The following is a 20,507-nucleotide window of genomic DNA, read 5'->3' as shown; positions in this document are numbered from 1 at the left end:
CCGGGAGCCTACAGAACTACCGCCCCACGACGAGGCGGTCGATCCCGATTGGTACTTGGCTAACAACAGCGATGTAGCGGACGCTGGTCTAGATCCTGCGGATCATTACGTCCGTTATGGTCGGGCTGAGGGGCGATTGCCCAATGCCGCGGCCCACCACGCGCGCGATTCCGAGCTGGAGCTGAAGAGGCAGGTCGATCCGGCCTGGTACCTCGCCACCTATACAGATGTGGCAGCGGCAGGCGTCGACCCGACCGAGCACTATGCGCTCGCCGGCTACAGCGAAGGCCGCCATCCTAACGCGGCCGCTGCAACTCGTTACGCGCGCGAGTCCGGACGGGAGTTGATGGCGCAGGTCGATCCGGCCTGGTACCTCGCGACTTATCCCGATGTGGCAGCGGCGGGCGTCGACCCGGCCGAGCACTACGCCCTCGCCGGCCACAGCGAAGGCCGTTACGCCAACGCCGCAGCTGCAGACCGCTATGCCCGGCGGCAGGAGGTCGATCCGGATTGGTACATAGCACGCTACCCCGACGTGATGGAGAGTGGCGTCGATCCGGCTGAACACTACGCTGTTCGGGGTCACGCCGAGGGCCGCCTGCCCAATCCCACACGCCTGCCAGCGAAGGGCTGGGCTCCGGTCGAGGATAGAACACCCGCGACAATAAGGTTAACGCGATACCCTTTCATCGGCGTGGTGACCCCGGTACGCAACCGTCGCGCTTGGTCGGTAGACTTCGCACGCATGCTCAACGAGCAGGATTACCCGCTCTTCCAATTTTATGCGGTGGATTCCAACTCGACCGACGGCACGCCGGAGGCGCTCAGGAGCCTCGATGTTGCCGGATGCACGGTCCTACCGGCGCCCGACTCCGCCTACTGGACAGCTGCGACCAACATTGGTGTCGCCCGCGCAGTGGCGGACGGCTGCGACTACATTTTGACGATCAACGACGACGCGATCATCCCCCCCAACTTCTTGAAGACCATCGTCGACGCCGCGGAGCGCGCCGAGGCGCGCATCGTGGGAAGCGTGATCGCCTTCGCTGACACGCCAGGGCGTCTTTGGGGGGTGGGTGCCTACAACGACTGGAGTTCAGGGTCCTTCGTGCAGACAGCGATGGCCGGGGCCTGGGACGATGCACTCGAAGAGCTCCCGCCCTCGACCGAAGGGCTTATCGCGGCGGATTATCTGTGCGGTAACGGCACGTTAATCCACCGCTCGGTCTTCGAAGAGATCGGTTTATACGACGTCCGGCACCTGCCGCATTATCACGCCGACAGCGAGTTTACGATGCGAGCTGAGCGGGCTGGCATCGAGCGTTGGGTCGCGCCGATGGCACGGGTCTACAACCGTTTCACGGAGGCCGCAGAGGGAATTTTCGCGCCACGCAACCAGCGTTTGTTTTCCCTGCGGTCAGCTAATTACGCTCGACCTTTGATCTTCCTCATCGACACCTATTGTCCGGACGAGCTGAAGGCGCGGGCTCTGGTGCGGTACTTCATGCGGTACGTCAAAGATCCGAATGACCGGATGTGGTCGCGCCTCCTGCGGATCGTGCAGTTGATCGACACGCCAACTGCGATCCGCCGCGTTGCACGAGCCGATTTCTTTCCGCCCTCGGATCCCGCACTGCGCGCTGCCGAAGATCTGAAGATTTTGCTCGGTCTCTCCGAAGCGACCTTCCTCGCCATGCTCTACCCTATCCTGCACCGGCGGCTCGAGTTCGAGGCGGAGCACACGCGGTGCGCCGAGGCGATCTGGTCTGGCCTCGATCGGCGAGAGATCATCCGCGAGATCCTCTCCCGTCCTGAGGCGAGATACGCCCTACCTGCCCACGCGACGGTCCTGTTGGCCTACCTGAACACCGATGACGATTCCGCTGAGGCATTGCATCCGGTGAAACAGCATCCGCCGTCAGGATTTAGTGATAGCGGCCGTCTGCCAAGCCGAGGTGCTGCGCGTTCACTGACTGAGGCGACTGCAGGTCTGGGTTCAAGCGCCACCCGGTCGGAGGCCCTCACCGTGTACATGAACATCGACGTTCTGTGCATGGCGGTCACCGACCCGAAGGCTGCTACGGGCGTTCACCGCTACGTGCATAATGTAATGCACGAGCTGGCACGCGATGTGCGGATCGATCTGCAGCTATTTTATGCACCTCAACTCGAGCACAGTGCGGTCGCATTGCGCGAGGGTGACCTCGCGAGTGCCACCTTCGCTCAGCCCGGTCTACGGCCGCGGACTGGCGTGGCGTTCTATCCGTATTTTCCGTTCGCGGGGGTCGACCGACGTTTTAAGGCGCTCCCGCAGGTTTTCACAGTTTGCGATTTATTCCCGCTTACGAACCCAGAGTGGTTTTCGACAACAGCGGCCGTCAATTTTAACGGCCAGCTTCGTTATCTCGCCGATGCCGATCATGTTCTGTGCATTTCGGCGGCTACGAAAAGCGCCGTGCGAACGACCTTCCCGACGTTGCCTGCCACCTCATCTGTCGCGCATCTCGGCGTGGTCCGGAGGTCCGGCAACGACGGAGATACCGCGTCGGCGAGCCACATCGGATTCGATGGGAAACCCTATTTCATCTGTGTCGGAACAATCGAGCCGCGCAAGAACCTGCGTACGGTGATCGCGGCGATGCGGCACCTGAGGTCGGCGGCAGTCCAGGATCTCCAGATGGTGGTCGTCGGTCAGGCCGGGTGGTCGATCACCGCGGAGGGATTGACCGATCTAGCAGGGACCGACTCAGCCCGCATCACGTTCCTTGGCCGTGTGCCGGACGAGCAGCTCTGGGGCCTTTACTCAGGGGCTGTCTGCACGGTGTTCCCGTCGCTCGCCGAAGGCTTTGGCTTCCCGATCGTCGAGTCCTTCTCGTGCGGCACGCCCGTCGTCACGTCCAACGGTTCGAGCATGGCCGAGATTGCGGGCTCGGGAGCGCTTCTGGTCGACCCGACTGATCCGATCGCCATAGCGGCGGCGGTGGAACGGCTGGTGACCGACCCCGCCCTTCGCGCCACGCTCGCCCGGGAAGCGAAGCTTCGCAGCCAGCATTTCACCTGGGAGGCCTGCGCAGCGCGCCACGTCGAGGCGTTCGAGCGTGTAGTAGCGCGCAGCGAGGCTCAGGCCGAGGCGGATCTAACGACGTCCGGGGGAAAGGACAGGGCCGCGGCACCGCCATCGGAGAGGAGTTCCGTCCAATGAGCACAGCCAAGGTTACGCTAAGTAGGAGCACCGAGCTGGAGCCCGGTACTGTTTCTTGGGACTCAGGCCTTAATCTGCCGATCGAAGCTGACATCCCGTTCGACAGCACACTGGCCGGTGCGGGCTGGTACCCTTCAGAAATCTTCGAGGGTGTGTGCTTCCGCTGGATGGGCAGTACCTCGACCGCTCGGGTCATCGCAGTCCTCGATCGCAGCATCGACCTCGAGTTGAGCGTGTATGTTCCGCATATCGTGGATCACGCGTGCTGGGGTGCAGTGACTCTCCGCGTGGACGGGCGGCCCGTCGAAGCGATCCTCACAGCGGATGAGGTCCGCCGGTACGTCGTCCGGCTGCCGGCGCGCTCGGCGGTCGCCGCGAGCGGAGCAGGGTCAGTGCGCCACGCCATGGCGGAGAGCCTCACGGAGATCGAGATCTGCGCCCCCTTTGCCAAGCAGCCTAATCCGAACGATGCGCGCACGCTCTCGATCGCCGTCTCGCTCTTACGCGTCCGGCCGATTGCTCCCGAGGTGCACACGCGCAACCGACTCATCGTCCGCGCGGCGCTGCTGTCGTACTTCGCGGAGCGGGACGTAGCTGGCCTGATCCCGGCCTCGGACGGGCCTGGCACCACCTCATGAGCCTTAACGTCACCGAGCAGGTGCTCGCGAGAAGCCTGCGGGAACTGCACGCGTGCTTGCGCGTCTGGATCGCCGACGGCGCGCCGGCCGATGCGAAGCTTGCTGCTGACGCGCGCGATCGCTGGATCGGCCTCGTCAGTCATCACCAAGCGGAGTTGGCCCTGGCCCTACTTGGCAAGGAGGCCGGTGCGGTTTTCTTCGCGATCGCTCATGAGCCCCGCGTTCTCGATGCGATATTTCAGCTCCCGGCTCCGTCTGAGCGGGTCCACAAGGCGTGGGACGCCCTCGCTCAAGATGATCCCCGCCGACTGCTCGGCGGCATATTCCTGTGTCCGCCCTTCGACTTGGAGGGACTCGACCATTTCGTTGCGCAGGAGCGTTTCGATGAGATCCTTCTGATCTACGCGACATGGCAACCGCGGTGCTTCGAGACGGATGCTCAGCGTGGCCGCTTCGTCGCTTACGGCGCCTCGCTTGGCGCCGCGCTAGCCGATCGGATTGAGGCCGCCAGCGGTCCAATCACTACGTTTCTGGACCATAGCGTCCGCTCGATCGGTGGCGGGATTGTCTACTCGTGTGAGGGGATGCTCGTCGAGCACGCGCGGGCGAAGAGCCGTGTGATCCGCGCTTATCTCAAGCGCAGACATGGCCTCGATCCTGCCGAGACGAGCCAAACAGAACGGCTCCCCACCGACTCCACGATCCGGATTGGGCTGCTCTGGGCTGATAGTGACTGGCGTACGGAGAACATCGTCGGCGCGGCGTCCGTCGACCGGCTGCGGGATCACGGCTTTCACGTCGTCTCAATCCTTCACCAAAACCGCCCTGCGACGAAGGATCGGCGGACGATGGAGGGCCGAATTGCGGCTCAGAGTCACGAGGTCGTTGACCTCAGCCGACAGCGCGATCTGATCGAGCAAGCGGAAGCGATCAAAGCCCTCGATCTCGATTGCCTGATGTTCATGACGAACGTTACGCACGGCTACAACGGATACATCGCCCTGGCGACGTTGCGGCTGGCGCGGTGGCAAGCGGTAAACCTGTGTGCCGTGGTCACGACGGCGTTTCCGGCCATCGACCTCTATATCTCTGGCTTGCTCTCAGAGAGAGCCGAGAGTCCACAAAACGGCTACACCGAGGCGCTTTTGCGCCTGCCGGGATCGTGCCTCGTGTTCGACCGCGAAGACCAAGGCACGCAGCACCGCAGCGCGAAGCTGTCCTTCCAGCGCCTGCGCGACCCATCGACGGTCACGCTGTTCGGAAGCGGGGCCAACTTCTACAAAATTCATCCCGCTCTTACCGATACGTGGGCACAGATCTTAGCCGCGACGCAGAATAGTCGGCTCGTGCTGTACCCATTCAACCCAAATTGGAGTTCCGATTTTGCCGGTCGGCGCTTCCTGCGCCGCTTCAGCGATCAGCTCATCGCACGGGGCGTCGATCCCGCACGCGTGACCGTGGCGGGTCCCTGGCGGGACGCTAGCGTCGTCGCGGACCTTCTCTCCGAGGTCGACATCTACCTGGACAGCTTTCCCCACAGCGGCGGACTGTCGTCGCTGGACGCGCTGCGGTTGAACATACCGATCGTCACGAAGGGCGGCCCCACGCAACGCGAGAACCAAACGGCGGACTTGCTCGATTTGATGGGATTATCGCGCTACGTCACAGACTCGGTTGACGGCTACGTGCGGACGGCGCGCACCCTCGCCGAAGACCTCTCAGCCTGGGCCGCGTTCAAAGTTGGAATAGCTCGCGGCATGCGCACCGCTCCGTTCTTCGACACAATCACTTATTCTACGCGGCTGGCCGCCGCGCTGCGCGCAGCGGTGACAGCGCCGGCAACCCGGGACCCTTAACCTTGATGGCGCCCCCCACTTTGGCCACGTCGCTGGTCCCAAACCCTACGCGCCGGATCGTCGGCGGGCGCGAGATCGGCCATCTGAATCAGCATCGCTGCATCGAGAGTTGGCGAGCAAGCGGCTTTCAGGTTCTTAGCGTCAACGCCGCCGACGAGGCGGAAGCCGTTCGCGCCGCATATCCGGATGTGCCGATCATTGCCGCCGAGCGTGACGCACGGAGTGTCTGTGGGCGACCGGTAATCCCGGTGTCTGAAATGATCCGGGCTCTGCAGACCGCGGGAGTGACTTGGGGCGGTATTACCAGCGCGGACCTGCGGGTTGCTGACCCTACATCTCTCCGGTCTATCGCTGATGAAGCCCTTGAAGCGGGCAGGGCGGTACTTCTCAGCCGCGCTAATATCGCCCATCCCTGTGACGATGCTGGCTCGCTCGATCCCAACGGTCCAGCCGCTGTCCTCTTCGACGTCGGACTCGCCGCTCGACTTAACATCGAGCCTTTCGCCGTCGGCTTGCCCGGGTGGGGGCGTGCCCTCGCGATCGCGCTGCTCGTCGCAAATTCACAGGCCATCTGTCCGGCGGGCGCAGCTCTGCTGCACCTCGATCACCCGCGACTGGCCGGGGAAGACCTTGACTGGAGCTTCTTCGAGGCGTTTCGCACGCGCTTCTCGTCCGAACTGGAGCTTCTGAAGAGCAAGGATGATGTTGACGTGTCCGCGTCCCTGGCAGCCGTGGCAGATCTGGGCCGCCATGCACGGACGTATGCCGACCTCGCAACTCGCCGCGCCGATCGATGCGGGACCGATGAGTCCGCGCGGCGCCATATGGGAGCATTCGCCGCCGCCGTCGCGGACCTGATCAGAGACTTGGCGACGCCTAGGCCCGAGATCGTCCGCCGCGCCTGAGGCACTCTCGCGGAAGATATCGCAAAGCGGCAACATCTCCCTGCGCCGAATCGCTGAGAGCGCATTGCAAATAGCGTTGTCCATGAACACAACGTCAGCGCCAGAGCACTAGGAGACCAAGCCGTGTCGTTCGAAAATCTTCTCCTTTGTGCCATATTAGGTGTGCCGCTCGAAGGCGAGAACGCTTTATCTGCTCTCATCGAAGATTTGAGTATCCCACCCCTGCCGCTAGCCCTGGCGCTCGCAAGGACCGGTCGCATCGACGAATTATGCAAGCTGCTGCTGTCGCGAAGCGACATGCCTCCGAGCCCACTTGCCGCGTGCGGCCTGTTCGTGGCGCTCACCGGTGAACCCGGACAGGCTCGCTCTATCTTCACAATCTTGCGCGGGCTAGCGCCATTAGACCCGGACGTTTGGCTGTCGATTTCTCGTTTCGAAGCCGTTGTCGGCGACGAGGCTGCGGCCCTGCGCGCGGCTTCGATTCATGCGGAACTGTCGGGCATCCCATTCCAGACCCCAACCCAAGAGGACGCAGCACCGGCAAAAGCCGCTTACGGCTCCATTCGCCTTCTTCGGGGCGACGTGCACATCGAGTTTTGAACCGCACTCCCTGCGGTCGTGAAATCTGTTTAGCCCTTGGCACGACCTTGCGGGCTCGGTTAGTCACATAGCGGTCGGATGATGTGGGACTAAATACGGAGAACGCGAAAGCTAATTGGGCGTCGCGGCTCCGAACAAACTCGGGCCAGAGCTTGTGAAGCTCACACACACTAAATTTGCCTCCACGCGCGCTGGAAGCCCTAACGGTAAAGAGAGAAAATGACTCGCTTATTACTCGGGCAGCTTGGAGCGAACGGAGATTGCTTATACGCAACCGTTCTCGCTAGACAGCTGCGCCATGATTATCCAGACGCCCACATTACCTGGGCAGTTTCAACACAATGCTTGTCGACGGTTCGCAACAACCCCGACATCGATGAAACGTGGCATGTGCCAATCCGGGGGTGGGGCGAGCACGAGCAGATGTGGAGGCTATTTGAAAGAGAAGCATTCCGCAGATACAAACGGGGCGAGTTTGACAAGATCCTAATCTCTCAGATTTGGCCGGACAACTTCCAAAACTACGACAACACGATACGTCCAAGTATTCTTAGGTCTTACGGTAAGCCAATCACCGTTCCAATCGAGACAGTAATTGCCCCGACAGCAGAAGAACAGGAACGCGTCCAGAGGTTCGCGAAAGCGCATGATCTAGTAGACCATTCGCATGTAGTCCTTTTCGAATGTTCTTCGAAGAGTGGGCAATCATTTATCACACCAGAACAAGCTCAGCTGATCGCGAAACATCTTTACACTCAGATACCGGACGCGATCGTCATCCTGTGCACCAATCTTGAAGCAACGCCTGAAGACCACCGGACGCTCTACGCAGGAGAACTCACGCTTCGTGAAATTGCTTTGTTGACCCATTATTGCACGCACTTTATCGGATGCGGAAGCGGAGCAACAGTAGCGGCAACGTCGATCGCGGCTAAACCACTTCCCAACATTCAACTGCTTGTGCCTACAAAAGGAATGCTAGCAACTTTTACTCACGATTTCGAGTACTTTGGACTAGATCGACGCGAGATCATAGAGATTGTTCGAGCAGATCCTATTTACATAGCGAATGCCCTCGCAACGATGTGCAGGAATGGATTTTCGCAGGCGCACGCAGAGTTCAATGAGCAGATTAAAAATAATTTTGAATACTATCGCCAGATTGTGCAAGGAACATTGCTTAGACGCTGCAGATACCTAGATGCGGCGCAATCGCTACTTATAACAGCTCGAAGGTACGGCTGGACGCCGGAATTATTACGCTTCGGCTTCGAGCAAATACTTCCCCACATTCATGCCGATCCAAGCTCGGTTTTTCCTTCCGTCAAGACTTTCTCGGACAAATTCCGCTCAGCCTTGACTGACGGATCTGTCAGCCCTGTAGATGAGCCGGTTCAGCGTCATGGCGGCTTTTACGACGAGGAATTTAACAATGCACTCACGTGATAAAACAAGCTGGATCGCACTTACTTTAGAAGATACTAATACCGTTTTCATCAAACCTCTCGCGCGAGACATCATCAGCAGAGGTATTTCGATATGTGAACTGGAATATGATCTTATGTCCGCGCGAATTGACGCCCGCGGCATACCGATCCCCGAACAAGCAAATGTCGGCTACCAATCACTTCAGCCGAAAGTGGCGCCTTCACGGGACTTGCCGACCTTTGAGACTCCAGAGAGGCAACATTTAGCGTGGAGTGGCAAGGCTGAAACTCAGGGCCGAGGCGCCTCTCTCAATGAGTTACTGCAACACAAAAGACCAGGACGGGTCATCTTGATAGGCGATGACTGGGTCGCAGAAGATGTAGAAAGCTTGGCCGCGGACCAGGACAAGACCCCGCCGCTGATTCTCAAGTCCGGCTATGGCTCTTCGCCCCCGATGCTGCCCGGCTTGCTCCGACGTCCACAGCCCGGCACATTACTATCGTGGCTTATGTTGAATAATGGCGTCGAAGATGTCGGACTAGTCGTGTTTTCTGGCGGAGGTGATTTTAACGACGAAATCAATACGCTACACGATTGCTGCCATCCGCCGCCGACATTTCGCATCAACGCCGCCAATCAGCTCAGTAGCATTACCCCCGTTAAGGAGCTCCGCCTTCCGAGAATATCCATCGTAATACCTAGCTTTAATCAAGCCAATTTCATAGAAGAAACGATCAAGTCGATTATCGATCAAAACTACCCAAACCTCGAGCTGATAGTCATTGACGGTGGTTCGAGTGATGGGACTGTCGATATATTAAATCGATATAGAAAGTATTTCTCTGTTCTCTTAATTGAGCCGGACAATGGGCAATCGGATGCTTTAAACAAGGGATTCGCGCTGGCCACCGGCGACGTGATGAATTGGGTTTGTAGCGATGATTTATTAGAGCCAGGCGCGCTACATCAAGTAGCGCGCGCATATATGAGTACTGGGGCCGATATTATTGCGGGCGGCTGCATTCGGATTGGGGATACACGGCAGGTAGAACTTCACAGGCACCACTCGGCAGTTGAACTCGGAAAAAATCTCCCGCTGGATCCACTTGATTTATTAAGATTCATGAGGTCCTGGAACTCCGGCGCGTATTTCTTCCAGCCGGAAGTTTTCTTTACCTATCGGATCTGGAAATTAGCCGGAGGCTATATCAAGCGCCACCTTCACTACGCAATGGACTATGATTTATGGGTGCGCATGGCTCTTGCTGGCGCAACTATTCGGCATATAGCGCCCATGATAGCCTGCAGCAGGGTACATGGTCTGCAAAAGACTCAAGATGATCAGAAATATCTTCATCAGACTCGTCAAATAATGAAGGAATATAACTCACTTTTCGCAGTGATGTTTGAGCTTGAGCCGCTGACGAGTACAGAAACCGCGTCAGATCGTAGCTACAATGATGAGATTTTAAGTTTTACGAAGCACGTAAATCGTCGCGTTGAGGTTATTCAAACGCATTTAGAACGACTCGCCGCACGGGCGAGCGAGACTTTCGATAATATTGGCGAGATCGAACTTGGCAATCAAATAACTAATTTGAGTTCCGAAGTTCGTGATGTCAAGGCTCAACTGTTGACGCAAGGACATCACGCCGAAAGTGCCGCCGGACAGCTTAGCATGCTTCAGTTTTGGCAGAGCGACAATCACGAACGCTCGATACTTCTCCAAGGGCGGATGGCCTCTAACGCCGTTCCGGCGTGTCTGACCGAACTTGCCGACGCGGAGTTTCGTGTCTTCTCACAATGGGGCGAAGACGGAATCATAGACTGGCTGGTTCGATCGATTCCAATGCCGAGGCACGTCTTCGTTGAATTCGGCGTAGAAAGCTTCAAGGAAGCTAACTGCCGTTTCCTCCTGCAAAACAGGAACTGGAAGGGACTTGTTATGGACGGCAGCGAAAAATACATGGCCGACCTCCGAAACGATAAAATTTACTGGATGTTTGATTTAGATGCTCGGCCAGCATTTGTTACACGAGAAAATATAAACGAGCTCCTTGAAGAAGCGGGCGTTACGGGTCCGATCGGCGTGCTGTCGGTTGATATTGACGGCAATGACTATTGGGTCTGGGAATCCATCAATTGTATTGATCCGGCAATCGTGATTTGCGAGTACAATCCAATCCTCGGAGACACTCAACCGATTTCACTACCATATAGCTCAAACTTCGACCGTTTCGATGGCCATCACAGTGGATTATACTTCGGGTGTTCGATTTCAGCATTGGTGAGCTTAGCCGCAAAAAAAGGCTACAGCTTGGTTGGCACAAACTCAAACGGAATCAATGCCTTTTTTGTTCGAAACGATCTTCTGAATCATTTGAATGGGAAATTGGAGCAAATCACGACTTACCCGTCACGCCACAGAGATAGCCGCGATGAAAACGGCCAGATGGCGTACACTGGAGGGATGAATAGAATCCAACAGCTCGCGGATTTGCCGGTGGTGAACGTGGAAACGGGGAACTCGATAAACATAAAGGATATCGTAAACCCATATTCTGCAGATTGGCTGAGAAAAATGTCTTAAATAACTTGGCGTCAAATAGATGAGGAACTTTTTCCAACGCTTATCTCGATCATCCAGACTTGTGTCTTTATCAAAAATATTGCGGGCCTATGGTCGTCACTATCTTTCGTCACGGGAAAAAGGGGGAGTATCTAACTGTGCCTATATCGGAAATTGGTAATGAGATGAACGCCCAAGTTGAGGGATCTTCCGCTAAATTAATTGATTTGGCCTCCATTACAGCCAAACTCGAGGAATCCATCTCAACACGCGATCATGCGGATCAGTCACTATGGAGACAGATTGGACTGATTGAGGCGAAACTCTCTGATTTATCGCTTCAAAGTGCGTATGTGGTGTCGGAGCTGGAAAGACTTGCTACGCTGTATGGAATGTTGGCAATTCGCCCAGCAACCGGCGCTGATGCGCCACCTGTTCCGCCACTTGTAAACGTCGGCGCAGCTCCCGATTCGGAAAGTGAGCTACATGCACTTCGGTCCCAGCGCGATGCATTGCTCAACGCGAATGATGCGCTCCGACGCGAGTTGCAGAATGCGTTGCGGCCTTCTGGTGTGCGCAAAGGACCTCCTATCTTGTCGGTTCTTCGCCACATTATCCGGCAGAGTTTCTCCCGCCTGAAGCTCTGACTATCGTCGACGTTGGCGGGCAGAATTTGATCAATGAGGATCATATATACTCGCCTTTAGTTAAATTTGGCAGAGCCAGAGTTATCGCTTTCGAACCGCTGGTCGAGAAGGCCAGAGAGCGAGCAGAGTCTGACAGCAACGTTGTTATGCTTAATAATTTTGTCGGAAGTGGAGAAACGGGACGTTTCCACGTTACGCGATTCGATCCCGCCTCTTCACTTTATGAACCTGATTCTGGCTTTCTCTTGCAATTCTCGGCGCTCAAAGAAATGTGTGAGGTCGCTAACGTCGGAATTGTTGCGACAACTCGACTTGATGATATTATTGTTATTGGCAATTGCGATATTCTGAAAATCGATGGGCAAGGCGGCGAACTAGATGTTCTCAGAGGTGGTTCTCGCGTGCTCATTACTGTCGCTTGTGTACACTGCAAAGCAAAGTTTTCTCCCGTATACACTGGTCAGCCTCTCTTCTCTGACGTTGACAATTATCTTAGGGCGCTGGCCTCGAGTTGATAGATTTGTTAGGCGCAGGTTATGGCCAGTATCGAGCAACTGATCGTCCGACTTGTGCATCTCGGCTATTGTGGGCCGAGGCGGTTTATTTTCGTAGCAGCGATCTAATCCAGTTTGGGTCAGCTTTTCTTACTTGTGCGGCGATTGCGCATATCAATTGCGGAATGTATGACCTAGCGTTCCATTACCTGGAGCGGTACGATGCTCTAGGGGGGATCGGGCACAGAGATTTGTACCAGAAGGTTCTCTCGGCGCGCTGAGATACGACAGGAGGTTTATTTGAACGTACTATTAGAGGTTTCTCCAGGCGAAGCTTTAGATAAGCTGACCATATTGAACATCAAGGCAGCGCGGATCGCCGATCCTGCCAAACTCAAAAATGTAGCGGTCGAGAGGCGTAGCGTTGAAGCTGCGATTTCTCGATCTATTGTCGTTGATGCCGTTTTGAGTGAACTGGTTGCGCGATTGGAAGAAATAAATGGTAGGCTTTGGGATTTAGAGGATGAAATTAGGAGATTTGAAGCGACTGGCGATTTTGGCTCGGGCTTTATACGGACAGCACGTCAGATATATGCCACCAACGACAAGAGGGCGACGGTTAAGCGGGAGATCAGTTTGAGATTTGCCGGCGCCCTCATCGAGGAGAAAGGTTATACTGCCTATTGACCGCTTCGTTTCGTCAGTTCGGGTTGCCCTCACACGTTACAACTCCTTGAGGGGGCGGGTTAGTTGGGCCGAGAGGTTCCGACCTTCCAGGTCGGGCTGCGCTCGCTCAGCGTCCGCTGAACGGGGGGCAGAACTGGTGCGGTCGACATCAGGCGGAAGGTAGCGGAAGCGCATGATGTGGTCGAACCCTGGCTGTTCGCGCGGACAGCAATTTCCGCTTTGGCCGACGGACGATTCGAAGGTTCATGGCCGCCGTTGTTGGCCACCCGGCGGAATTTACTGTCCAGCCCTCGAGTAGGAACAGCCGGACCCTGACGGCAACAGGCCCCGCGCTGGTGGAGTGAAGCGCTCAGAGACCTTGCGAATCGGGCGAGGTGTGCGCGTCGGTCCGATGGCCCAGACCGTTTGCGGAATCCTCGACGAAGCCTCCGAGGTAAGCGCTGTTTGGGCGGCACCTTTCGGCAGACGGTGTGAAGGCGACATAGGGAGTGGACTGGGAGCTCCGTCACATGTCGATGTCAGGGCGTATGGCTATGTTGGAGCCGATCCGGCGCCTGGAGCTGTTCACCGGGGCCGGTCGTCGGCGGACGTGGTCGGATGAAGAGAAGGCGGCCATCTTCGCCGAGAGCGATGGGCCGGGCACCTCGATCAGTGCGGTGGCGCGCCGACATGGATTGAGCGCCTCGCAGCTGTTCACGTGGCGGCGCCTGGTGCGTCAGGCTGGGGGGCACGACGACGAGCGCCCACTGCAGTTCGTGCCGGCCGTGATGAGTGTGGGACCACAGGAGCCGACGTCTGCCGAGATGAGCCCCGAGCTGAGGGAGCGATGCGGCTGCCACGGCATCGAAGTTGAGATCGCAGGCGCCACGGTCCGCATCGGCGCGGACGCAAGCGAGGCGCAGATCACCGCGGTGATCCGGGCGCTGAAGGCTCCCCTATGATCGGGCCCTCCGGCGCGGTGCGCGTCCTGCTGGCCACACGGCCGGTGGACTTCCGCAAGGGCATGGATGGGCTGGCCGCTCTGGTGCGTGACGCGATGGGCGCGGATCCGTTCTCCGGCACGGTCTACGTGTTCCGCTCGAAGCGCGCCGACCGGGTGAAGCTTCTGGTCTGGGATGGAAGCGGACTGGTCCTCGCGACCAAGCGTCTGAAAGCTGGCCAGTTCTGCTGGCCGAAGATCGAGGATGGCGTGGTCCGGCTGAGCGCGGCGCAGCTCTCGGCGCTCGTTGAAGGACTGGACTGGAAGCGCATCCATGCGGCTCGTTCCGTCAGCGTACCGGCGGTCGCAGGCTGAGCAAAAAGGCTGGGCGGCACGCTGCATAAAGGTGGTAAGCCTCTGACAGATATGTTCTAATCTGCTTCGTGGCTGCGCCTGCTTCAACCTCATCCGACGATCCCGAGACGCTCAAGGCGATGCTCTCCGAGGAGCGCGCCGAGAATGAGCGGCTGCGCCAGATCCTCCTGGCGATGCAACGCCACCGCTTCGGACGGCGCGCTGAGAGCCTACCCGAGGATCAACTCCTGCTCGGACTGGAGGAGGCCGAACAGGTCGAGGCCGCGGGCTTTGCCGACGCGGAGAGTGAACCAGCCAAGAAAAAAGTTCGGGTCGGCAAACGCCGCATCAACCGCGGCGCTCTCCCTACCCACCTGCTGCGGATCGAGACCGTCGTCGATATCGACAGCACAGCCTGCCCGTGCTGCGCAGGGACCCTGCATCGGATCGGCGAGGACGTGTCCGAGCGCCTCGACGTGGTGCCGGCGCAGTTCCGGGTGCTGGTGATCCGCCGCCCGCGCTACGCCTGCCGCACCTGCGGGGACGCGATCGTGCAGGCTCCGGCACCGGCCTGACTGATCGAGGGCGGCCTGCCCACGGACGCGTTGGTCGCGCAGGTGCTGGTCTCAAAGTACGCCGACCATCTGCCGCTGTATCGGCAGGCGCAGATCTTCGCCCGCCAGGGCGTCAGCCTGGATCGCTTGACACTGGCCGACTGGGTCGGCCGCGCCGCCGTCCTGCTGCGGCCCGTGCACGCGCGGCTCCTGGAGACGTTGAAGCGCTCGGGCAAGCTGTTCGCCGACGAGACCACGGCACCGGTGCTCGATCCAGGACGCGGTCGCACCAAGACCGGTCAGCTCTGGGCTTACGCGCGCGATGACCGGCCCTGGGGTGGGACCGATCCGCCCGGCGTCGCCTACGTTTACGCTCCTGATCGCACGGCCGGCCGGCCGATCGCGCATATGGACGGAAGCGACGAGCAGGAGCCCCTGATGGCCGGACCCGATTACGTCGAGGAACTGGACGGAGCCGATGTCGGGCTACCCAAGACACCGGGGCCGGAGCCGAAGGTCGGCGAGGCCGTGAAACCGGATCCGAGCGCCGGCGGGCAGCGAGGCGGAGGTGGCCGCTGAGAAGGCTTACGCCGAAACGATCAAGGGCGCCGGCGTCTAACGCCACCGGTCCCGGGATAGCGCTCGCTGCGCTGCGGCGTGATCCGTCCGGGCCAATATCAGAAGGCAGAAGAAGGCGCCATTTGCTGGTCCGCCAGACGGGATACGACCCAGCTCGCGGATCATTTAGTCGTCTCGGTAAGCCCGAGCGCAGGTGTGGATCGCCAACTTCTTGAGAGTGACACATTGGCGAATTTCACCTTTGAACCTTGACAGGCTCAAATCGGCGAAACGACTTCGCTAGAGTGTCGCCCAGATTATAGAACGTGATTTCCAGAATTATAGGGCTGCGCCAAGCAAAGTAGATCAACCCACCAGTGATTGGGAACAGCAAGTCTTGACTCTAGCTCCGCAAAAGACGTAACACGACTTAATTGTATATCTTCTCCTTCATCTATTACGTATATATAATTATATATTGATGCGAGAAGTTCGAAAAATGTCACGGGGGATTCTTTGTAGTATATACTTATCGTGTTCACATTAAGCTCAACAATCATCGCAGGCTTGAAGAGTCGAATAAATTGAAGCCCGCCCTCGATTACGGCTATCTCCGAACCTTCGGCGTCGAGCTTCAGAACATCAATACGTTTTATTTTCTGTCCGGCGCACCAAGTGTCAAAACTTTCAATTTGAACCGTTTCGGTGATAGTTTCCAACTCAGCATTCCAGGCCGTGCGTATAACCTCCGAGACATCCCCTTCTGGGTTAACAAAAGAACAGCCGCCAATGTTTACAAAGTGTGTGAACTGCGGCCTGCTTGATGTTCTACCAAATCCAATTTGAAAACACTTAACATTCGCCAGCTCATTATTTTTAACATTCCGCTGCAAAAAAGTCGAGGAGACAGAAGACGGCTCGAAGGAGTAGACTTGGCCAGAATCGCCAACAAGCTCAGAAAAAACAATTGAGTGGACGCCAATGTTTGCGCCTATATCAAAACAGGTGTCGCCAGGACGAACCAGACTAGCCATTAGCTTCATAATATGAGGCTCCCAGATGCCGCCGGATTCGGCAATGGGACCAAAAACGCTTATATCTGTTTCCGAGCCTTCCACACGAAATTGTTTGCTGGAAAACGGCACGGTAAGGATTGTGTCACGAGAACGCATAACCTTGTCCCGCAGCGGATCAGTGGGGGGTGACAAGGCAATGTCAGGGCCGGCGCGTCCTGCTTTGCCGCGCCACGCTTGCCCAATAAGCCCAGCGATTTTCTGCAACATGGAATGTCCCTGTCGAGGCGCCGAAGTCGGCCAGTCGCGCCTCATCGCCCCCTCCCAATTGGAGGATCGGCGGCATAACAGCTAGGTTCTGATCGGTCGAGCGGCATAGGCCTATTGGCACAAGCGTCCGGCGGGACTCGCCGTCGGACGATGCCTTGGAACATTGCTTGGCAGCTTGCCCGGATGGCACTAGCAGGGACGGGTCCAGTCGTGAGAGGGCATCCCCCTCGGATTGCGAGCGCCTGACCCAGGGAACCTACCAGGGCCAGGACCACCGCTAGTGGAGATCTGTCCCTCATGCCACCAAAAAAAACGGTCCTTTACTGCACGGTTATCCCCGTCGGCCGTTCAAACAACGGCGGGTCACTCGTTTGCGGACAAAACATTCAACGTCTATCTGAATTAGAAGGAATCGATCTTCATGTTTGCACCATCATTGATATAGGTTCGCAGCGAGATGCGGCAGAATTTCTGCGGCATTTGCCCGCAACGCACCACCCAATAAACCTCAGTGCAAATGCGCCGCCGGATGCCTCTGGCTTGAGGAAATGGCTTCCATCTCTCCAATGGCCGTTCAGTTTCGAGGATGCTTCCGCATCGCAGTCTTCAGTTGACGCAGCCTTTGGCGAACTTTTAGGGAAACTAGAGCCGCATATAGTCATAATAGAATATCTGTTCACTGCACTTTTTATTCGGCAGGCTCTTTCGAGTGCATCTCGTCTTGTTGTTATAACGCAGAACAGTGAAGCCGTGTTCTATGAACAGCTTAGGCGGCTTGGACGCCTGCCTCAAACTGCCTCGCGCATAGCCTCCTTTCGCCTTGGTTTGTTTGAGCGTACCATCTATCAGATGGCCGACACAGTCGTAGCTTTCTCTGCTGGAGATCTTCCAGCCTATTTAGGCAAATCTAAAGCAACTGTTATTGAGCCAGTACTCGATGTTAGCGACCTCAGGTGGTCCAAAAGAAGCAATAATCGCATTGCCTACGTCGGTAATATTGCTCACTACCCCAATTTTCTTGCCATAAAATGGATTGCGGAGCATTTTGCTCCGTTACTTCTAAGTCGTGACCCAAATATAACCATCCGTGTTGTTGGTGCTGATGCTGGCGACGTCGATCCAAACTGGAAGCTGTCAAACATTGACTATCTTGGCGTCGGCGATAATAAACTTGTCGAGAACGAGCTTACTGATTGCTCTTTGTTCATTGCGCCAATTGAAAATAATTTCGGCTCTAAAATGAAGGTTCTTCAGTGTCTCTCTCATGGCACTCCCGTCATTGCGACAAAAGAAGCATTATCAGGCATCCCTTTTCGTGAACAACTTCCACAGATCAGATTGGCCAACCCATTAGATGCGGCAGCATTATGCGTGGAATTGCTCTCCGAGACTGGCGTATGCCAGCGACTGAGCGAAAAACAATCGTCATTATATCAGCAGATGGTGTCATCGCGATCGTCGATTTGGAAGAATTTGCTTGATCGAATCGCATCCAGCAAGCCGAAGATTGTCAGACGACATGCGCGGAGACGCGCGAGACACGCTGGTCTCGCTCGTTTTGCCTCGGTCCGGGCAGTAAACACGTCCCGTCCTTGGCGAGGTCCTGTTGAAATCGGCTTGAAGTCTCCAGTCGGCATGCGAAGTTCCGGGCTTCACGGAGTCGAGGTTCACCAGAACCTACCACTTCGCTGGACAAACGGTAGCGCCGAGCTTGGTGTGCCGTTAAACAGCATAACTTACCCCAAGCATCTCAAATACGAAATTTGGGGCATCCCACTTACCGGGGATCCCTATTTCAGGATACTGGTCCAAGGTGAGCTGATTGGTGAAGGCGTGATCACAGGTGATCTAGCGATCGGCACGCTAGATCTACCCGACTTAAAGGGTTTGGACTGGATCAGCATACGCATCGAGAGCCCGAGAGTTGATGTTCCCGGGGACGGGCGCGGAACTTTGGGTCTAGCTCTTCGATCGATCACCCTGATCCCGTGATGGTTTGATTAAGCGAGGCGCGGTAGTTCAGCCGAACGTCGGCGACGCTAACGCGGCGAGCACGGCACGAGCGGTCTCAGCTGTGGCGGCCGCGTCGATCTTCGCGTAGCCCGTGAGCCGCGCGCCGCGGATCGCTGCGCCCGCCGTCTGGTAGACGGCGCAGTCGGCCAGCACCGCGCTCACCTCGCCGGGGATGTCGGTCGACGGCTTGCCCGTGCCGCGGTCATCGATGCTGAAAATTTGCGAAACCGGCCTTCGTCACAAAAATCGGCCACTTTTGCATACCTTATCCAGTTCAGATCCAATGGACGCCGGGCCGAAACCGATGACCGAACAAAAATTGACGCCACGAGAAGTTAATTTCGACTTGACTAAGCTACCGACCTATAAGGGCCGCCGACAGAAGACCAGTTTTGACGGATGCACTCAGGTTTACCAGGTATTCATCAAATCTGACGGCAAGATATCTTGCTCATGTATGCGTTATTATAATATTTTAGAGCATGCTGACAATGTTAATGTGGCCGAATGGTACAACGGTCAAGTCATGGAATACATAAGAGAAAGCTTTGAGGATGGTCTAGAGCCTTTTTCATTTTGCTCCGGCTGTGAGTCGCGTGTTGCAGATATGGACGTTCGCACAGCGGCGAAATACGTTACCTTGCATATAGAGCCAAGCAGCCAATGCAATCTGTTCTGCTCGGCTTGCACATGCACGAACGAGCGTCTCTCGTCCAACCCACCGACGCGAGCCAACCTGAAATTTGAGACCTTCAAGAAGGTGGCCTACGACTTTCATGGCTCAGAGCAAGTGGTAGGCGGGTTTGCCTTCGTTGGGTATGGAGAGCCGCTTTTTAATTCTGAAGTGCCGAAGATGGTGAGGCTTGCGAGAGATCTGTTTCCTCACTCAAGCATATACCTCGATACGAATTGCAACTTTGGCCCCAAGCGTGCAATCGAGATTGCAGACTGCGGCTTTTCAGAAATCCGGATGGCTTTGGACGGCTCCAACCAGGAGGCCTATGTTCAATACCGCGAGTCCGGGAATTTCAAGAAAGCGTTCGCTTTCGCTTCTGTACTTGCCAACGAGGTCAGGAAGCGGAAGAGCAGCACCAAGCTGGTATGGAAGTACATTCTTTTCCGCCACAACGACAGTGACGAGGAGATTTTGCAGGCTGTTGATATGGCAGAGTCCATCGGCGTGGAGATTCAATTCGATGCGACCTACGGCAGCCTGGCGTCGCCCCGCAGTCTGAACGAAATCCGCGCGTTGGCGGGTAAGCGCGCCCGCACGGGCACGACAGTTGATCCCGCAGCCTACGACGAAGACCGCCCAGATATCGACCTTTCGGGGCAGGCCTTGAACTACGGGCGAAGCAAGAAGGGCGAGCTGTTAAGAAAATTCAGAAACGCCGTTCCTTACCTCTATGCGATGTTGCGACCGCGGGCCTAGTCGAGGTGTGGCCAACGGCGCGGCCTCAGTTCCAAACCGAGCCGCCGACAGCCGCCCACCACACGCCCGTGTTGCCGTTCACGGAGCCGGGGAAGCCGAAGTAGTGAAGTCCCTCGGACGGCGTGACCTGCGCTGCCACCGACACCGCCTGCGAGACGTTGGCGGCCAGCATGTAGTGCGAGATCGAATTTCCGATCCCCACTCCGTCCAAGCTCAGCGATGTCGTATTGGTCGAGCCGGCCGCGTTGCTGTTGTGCAGGCCGACGAGGTTCGCCTTGGCGGTCGCATCGTTCCAGGCGAGGAAGTAGGCGCGGTTCGCGCTGCTGACCTCGGTCGGCGAGCCCGATGGTGTACCGGCCGCCGTCGGC

At 57.2% G+C, this 20,507-nt stretch carries 17 protein-coding genes and 1 pseudogene; 15 read left to right on the top strand and 3 right to left on the bottom strand.

Features of this window, described 5'->3' with window-relative positions; translation table 11 throughout:
• Positions 1-136: 136 nt before the first annotated feature.
• The 13 genes and pseudogenes from MKL20_RS23380 to tnpC form a co-directional block, all read left to right on the top strand.
• On the top strand, positions 137-3,202 hold the full coding sequence (locus tag MKL20_RS23380) for a glycosyltransferase (RefSeq protein WP_244038670.1): 3,066 nt from the start codon (positions 137-139) through the stop codon (positions 3,200-3,202).
• Positions 3,199-3,840, top strand: coding sequence for a hypothetical protein (locus MKL20_RS23375; RefSeq protein ID WP_244038669.1), 642 nt, complete (start codon positions 3,199-3,201; stop codon positions 3,838-3,840). The genes MKL20_RS23380 and MKL20_RS23375 overlap by 4 nt, the downstream gene beginning before the upstream one ends.
• The gene (locus MKL20_RS23370; protein ID WP_244038668.1) at positions 3,837-5,696 is read left to right on the top strand and encodes a hypothetical protein; all 1,860 of its coding nucleotides are present in this window, start codon (positions 3,837-3,839) and stop codon (positions 5,694-5,696) included. The genes MKL20_RS23375 and MKL20_RS23370 overlap by 4 nt, the downstream gene beginning before the upstream one ends.
• A gap of 5 nt (positions 5,697-5,701) precedes the next feature.
• Positions 5,702-6,601 carry a hypothetical protein gene (locus tag MKL20_RS23365; RefSeq protein ID WP_244038667.1) on the top strand — a complete coding sequence of 300 codons (900 nt, stop codon included), beginning with the start codon at positions 5,702-5,704 and terminating at the stop codon, positions 6,599-6,601.
• A gap of 123 nt (positions 6,602-6,724) precedes the next feature.
• Positions 6,725-7,201 carry a hypothetical protein gene (locus MKL20_RS23360; RefSeq protein WP_244038666.1) on the top strand — a complete coding sequence of 159 codons (477 nt, stop codon included), beginning with the start codon at positions 6,725-6,727 and terminating at the stop codon, positions 7,199-7,201.
• 219 nt (positions 7,202-7,420) lie between these two features.
• Complete coding sequence (locus MKL20_RS23355) at positions 7,421-8,647, top strand: glycosyltransferase family 9 protein (protein ID WP_244038665.1); 1,227 nt, start codon at positions 7,421-7,423, stop codon at positions 8,645-8,647.
• The gene (locus tag MKL20_RS23350; protein WP_244038664.1) at positions 8,586-11,219 is read left to right on the top strand and encodes a glycosyltransferase family 2 protein; all 2,634 of its coding nucleotides are present in this window, start codon (positions 8,586-8,588) and stop codon (positions 11,217-11,219) included. Before MKL20_RS23355 ends, MKL20_RS23350 begins: the two co-directional genes overlap by 62 nt.
• Positions 11,220-11,383: 164 nt before the next feature.
• Positions 11,384-11,845 carry a hypothetical protein gene (locus tag MKL20_RS23345; RefSeq protein WP_244038663.1) on the top strand — a complete coding sequence of 154 codons (462 nt, stop codon included), beginning with the start codon at positions 11,384-11,386 and terminating at the stop codon, positions 11,843-11,845.
• Between the two features lie 26 nt (positions 11,846-11,871).
• Complete coding sequence (locus tag MKL20_RS23340) at positions 11,872-12,360, top strand: FkbM family methyltransferase (RefSeq protein WP_244038662.1); 489 nt, start codon at positions 11,872-11,874, stop codon at positions 12,358-12,360.
• A gap of 279 nt (positions 12,361-12,639) precedes the next feature.
• Positions 12,640-13,026: a hypothetical protein gene (locus tag MKL20_RS23335; RefSeq protein WP_244038661.1), complete on the top strand. Its 387-nt coding sequence runs from the start codon at positions 12,640-12,642 to the stop codon at positions 13,024-13,026.
• 533 nt (positions 13,027-13,559) lie between these two features.
• Positions 13,560-13,967: an IS66-like element accessory protein TnpA gene (tnpA, locus tag MKL20_RS23330; RefSeq protein ID WP_244038660.1), complete on the top strand. Its 408-nt coding sequence runs from the start codon at positions 13,560-13,562 to the stop codon at positions 13,965-13,967.
• Positions 13,964-14,320: an IS66 family insertion sequence element accessory protein TnpB gene (gene tnpB, locus MKL20_RS23325; RefSeq protein WP_244038659.1), complete on the top strand. Its 357-nt coding sequence runs from the start codon at positions 13,964-13,966 to the stop codon at positions 14,318-14,320. Before tnpA ends, tnpB begins: the two co-directional genes overlap by 4 nt.
• A 119-nt stretch (positions 14,321-14,439) precedes the next feature.
• Positions 14,440-15,270, top strand: a pseudogene (gene tnpC / locus MKL20_RS23320) (IS66 family transposase); the annotation flags it as partial.
• A gap of 458 nt (positions 15,271-15,728) precedes the next feature.
• On the opposite strand, the gene MKL20_RS23315 reads toward tnpC, so the two are convergent.
• Entirely contained in the window at positions 15,729-16,694 is a 966-nt protein-coding gene (locus MKL20_RS23315; protein ID WP_244038658.1) for an FkbM family methyltransferase, read from the bottom strand.
• 297 nt (positions 16,695-16,991) lie between these two features.
• On the opposite strand from MKL20_RS23315, the gene MKL20_RS23310 reads away from it, so the two are divergent.
• Positions 16,992-18,686: a glycosyltransferase gene (locus MKL20_RS23310; RefSeq protein ID WP_244038657.1), complete on the top strand. Its 1,695-nt coding sequence runs from the start codon at positions 16,992-16,994 to the stop codon at positions 18,684-18,686.
• 27 nt (positions 18,687-18,713) lie between these two features.
• On the opposite strand, the gene MKL20_RS23305 is transcribed toward MKL20_RS23310, so the two are convergent.
• On the bottom strand, positions 18,714-18,869 hold the full coding sequence (locus MKL20_RS23305; protein ID WP_244038656.1) for a hypothetical protein: 156 nt from the start codon (positions 18,867-18,869) through the stop codon (positions 18,714-18,716).
• A 46-nt stretch (positions 18,870-18,915) separates the two neighbouring features.
• On the opposite strand from MKL20_RS23305, the gene MKL20_RS23300 reads away from it, so the two are divergent.
• Positions 18,916-20,139, top strand: a complete 1,224-nt coding sequence (locus MKL20_RS23300; protein WP_244038655.1) for a radical SAM protein — start codon at positions 18,916-18,918, stop codon at positions 20,137-20,139.
• Positions 20,140-20,164: 25 nt separating this feature from the next.
• On the opposite strand, the gene MKL20_RS23295 is transcribed toward MKL20_RS23300, so the two are convergent.
• On the bottom strand, positions 20,165-20,507 hold a 343-nt coding region (locus tag MKL20_RS23295), incomplete at its 5' end, for a hypothetical protein (protein ID WP_244038654.1).

Origin of the sequence: Methylobacterium sp. E-066 (genome assembly GCF_022829635.1) — a bacterium.
Lineage (GTDB): Bacteria > Pseudomonadota > Alphaproteobacteria > Rhizobiales > Beijerinckiaceae > Methylobacterium.
This window is presented reverse-complemented; position numbering and strand designations above follow the sequence as displayed.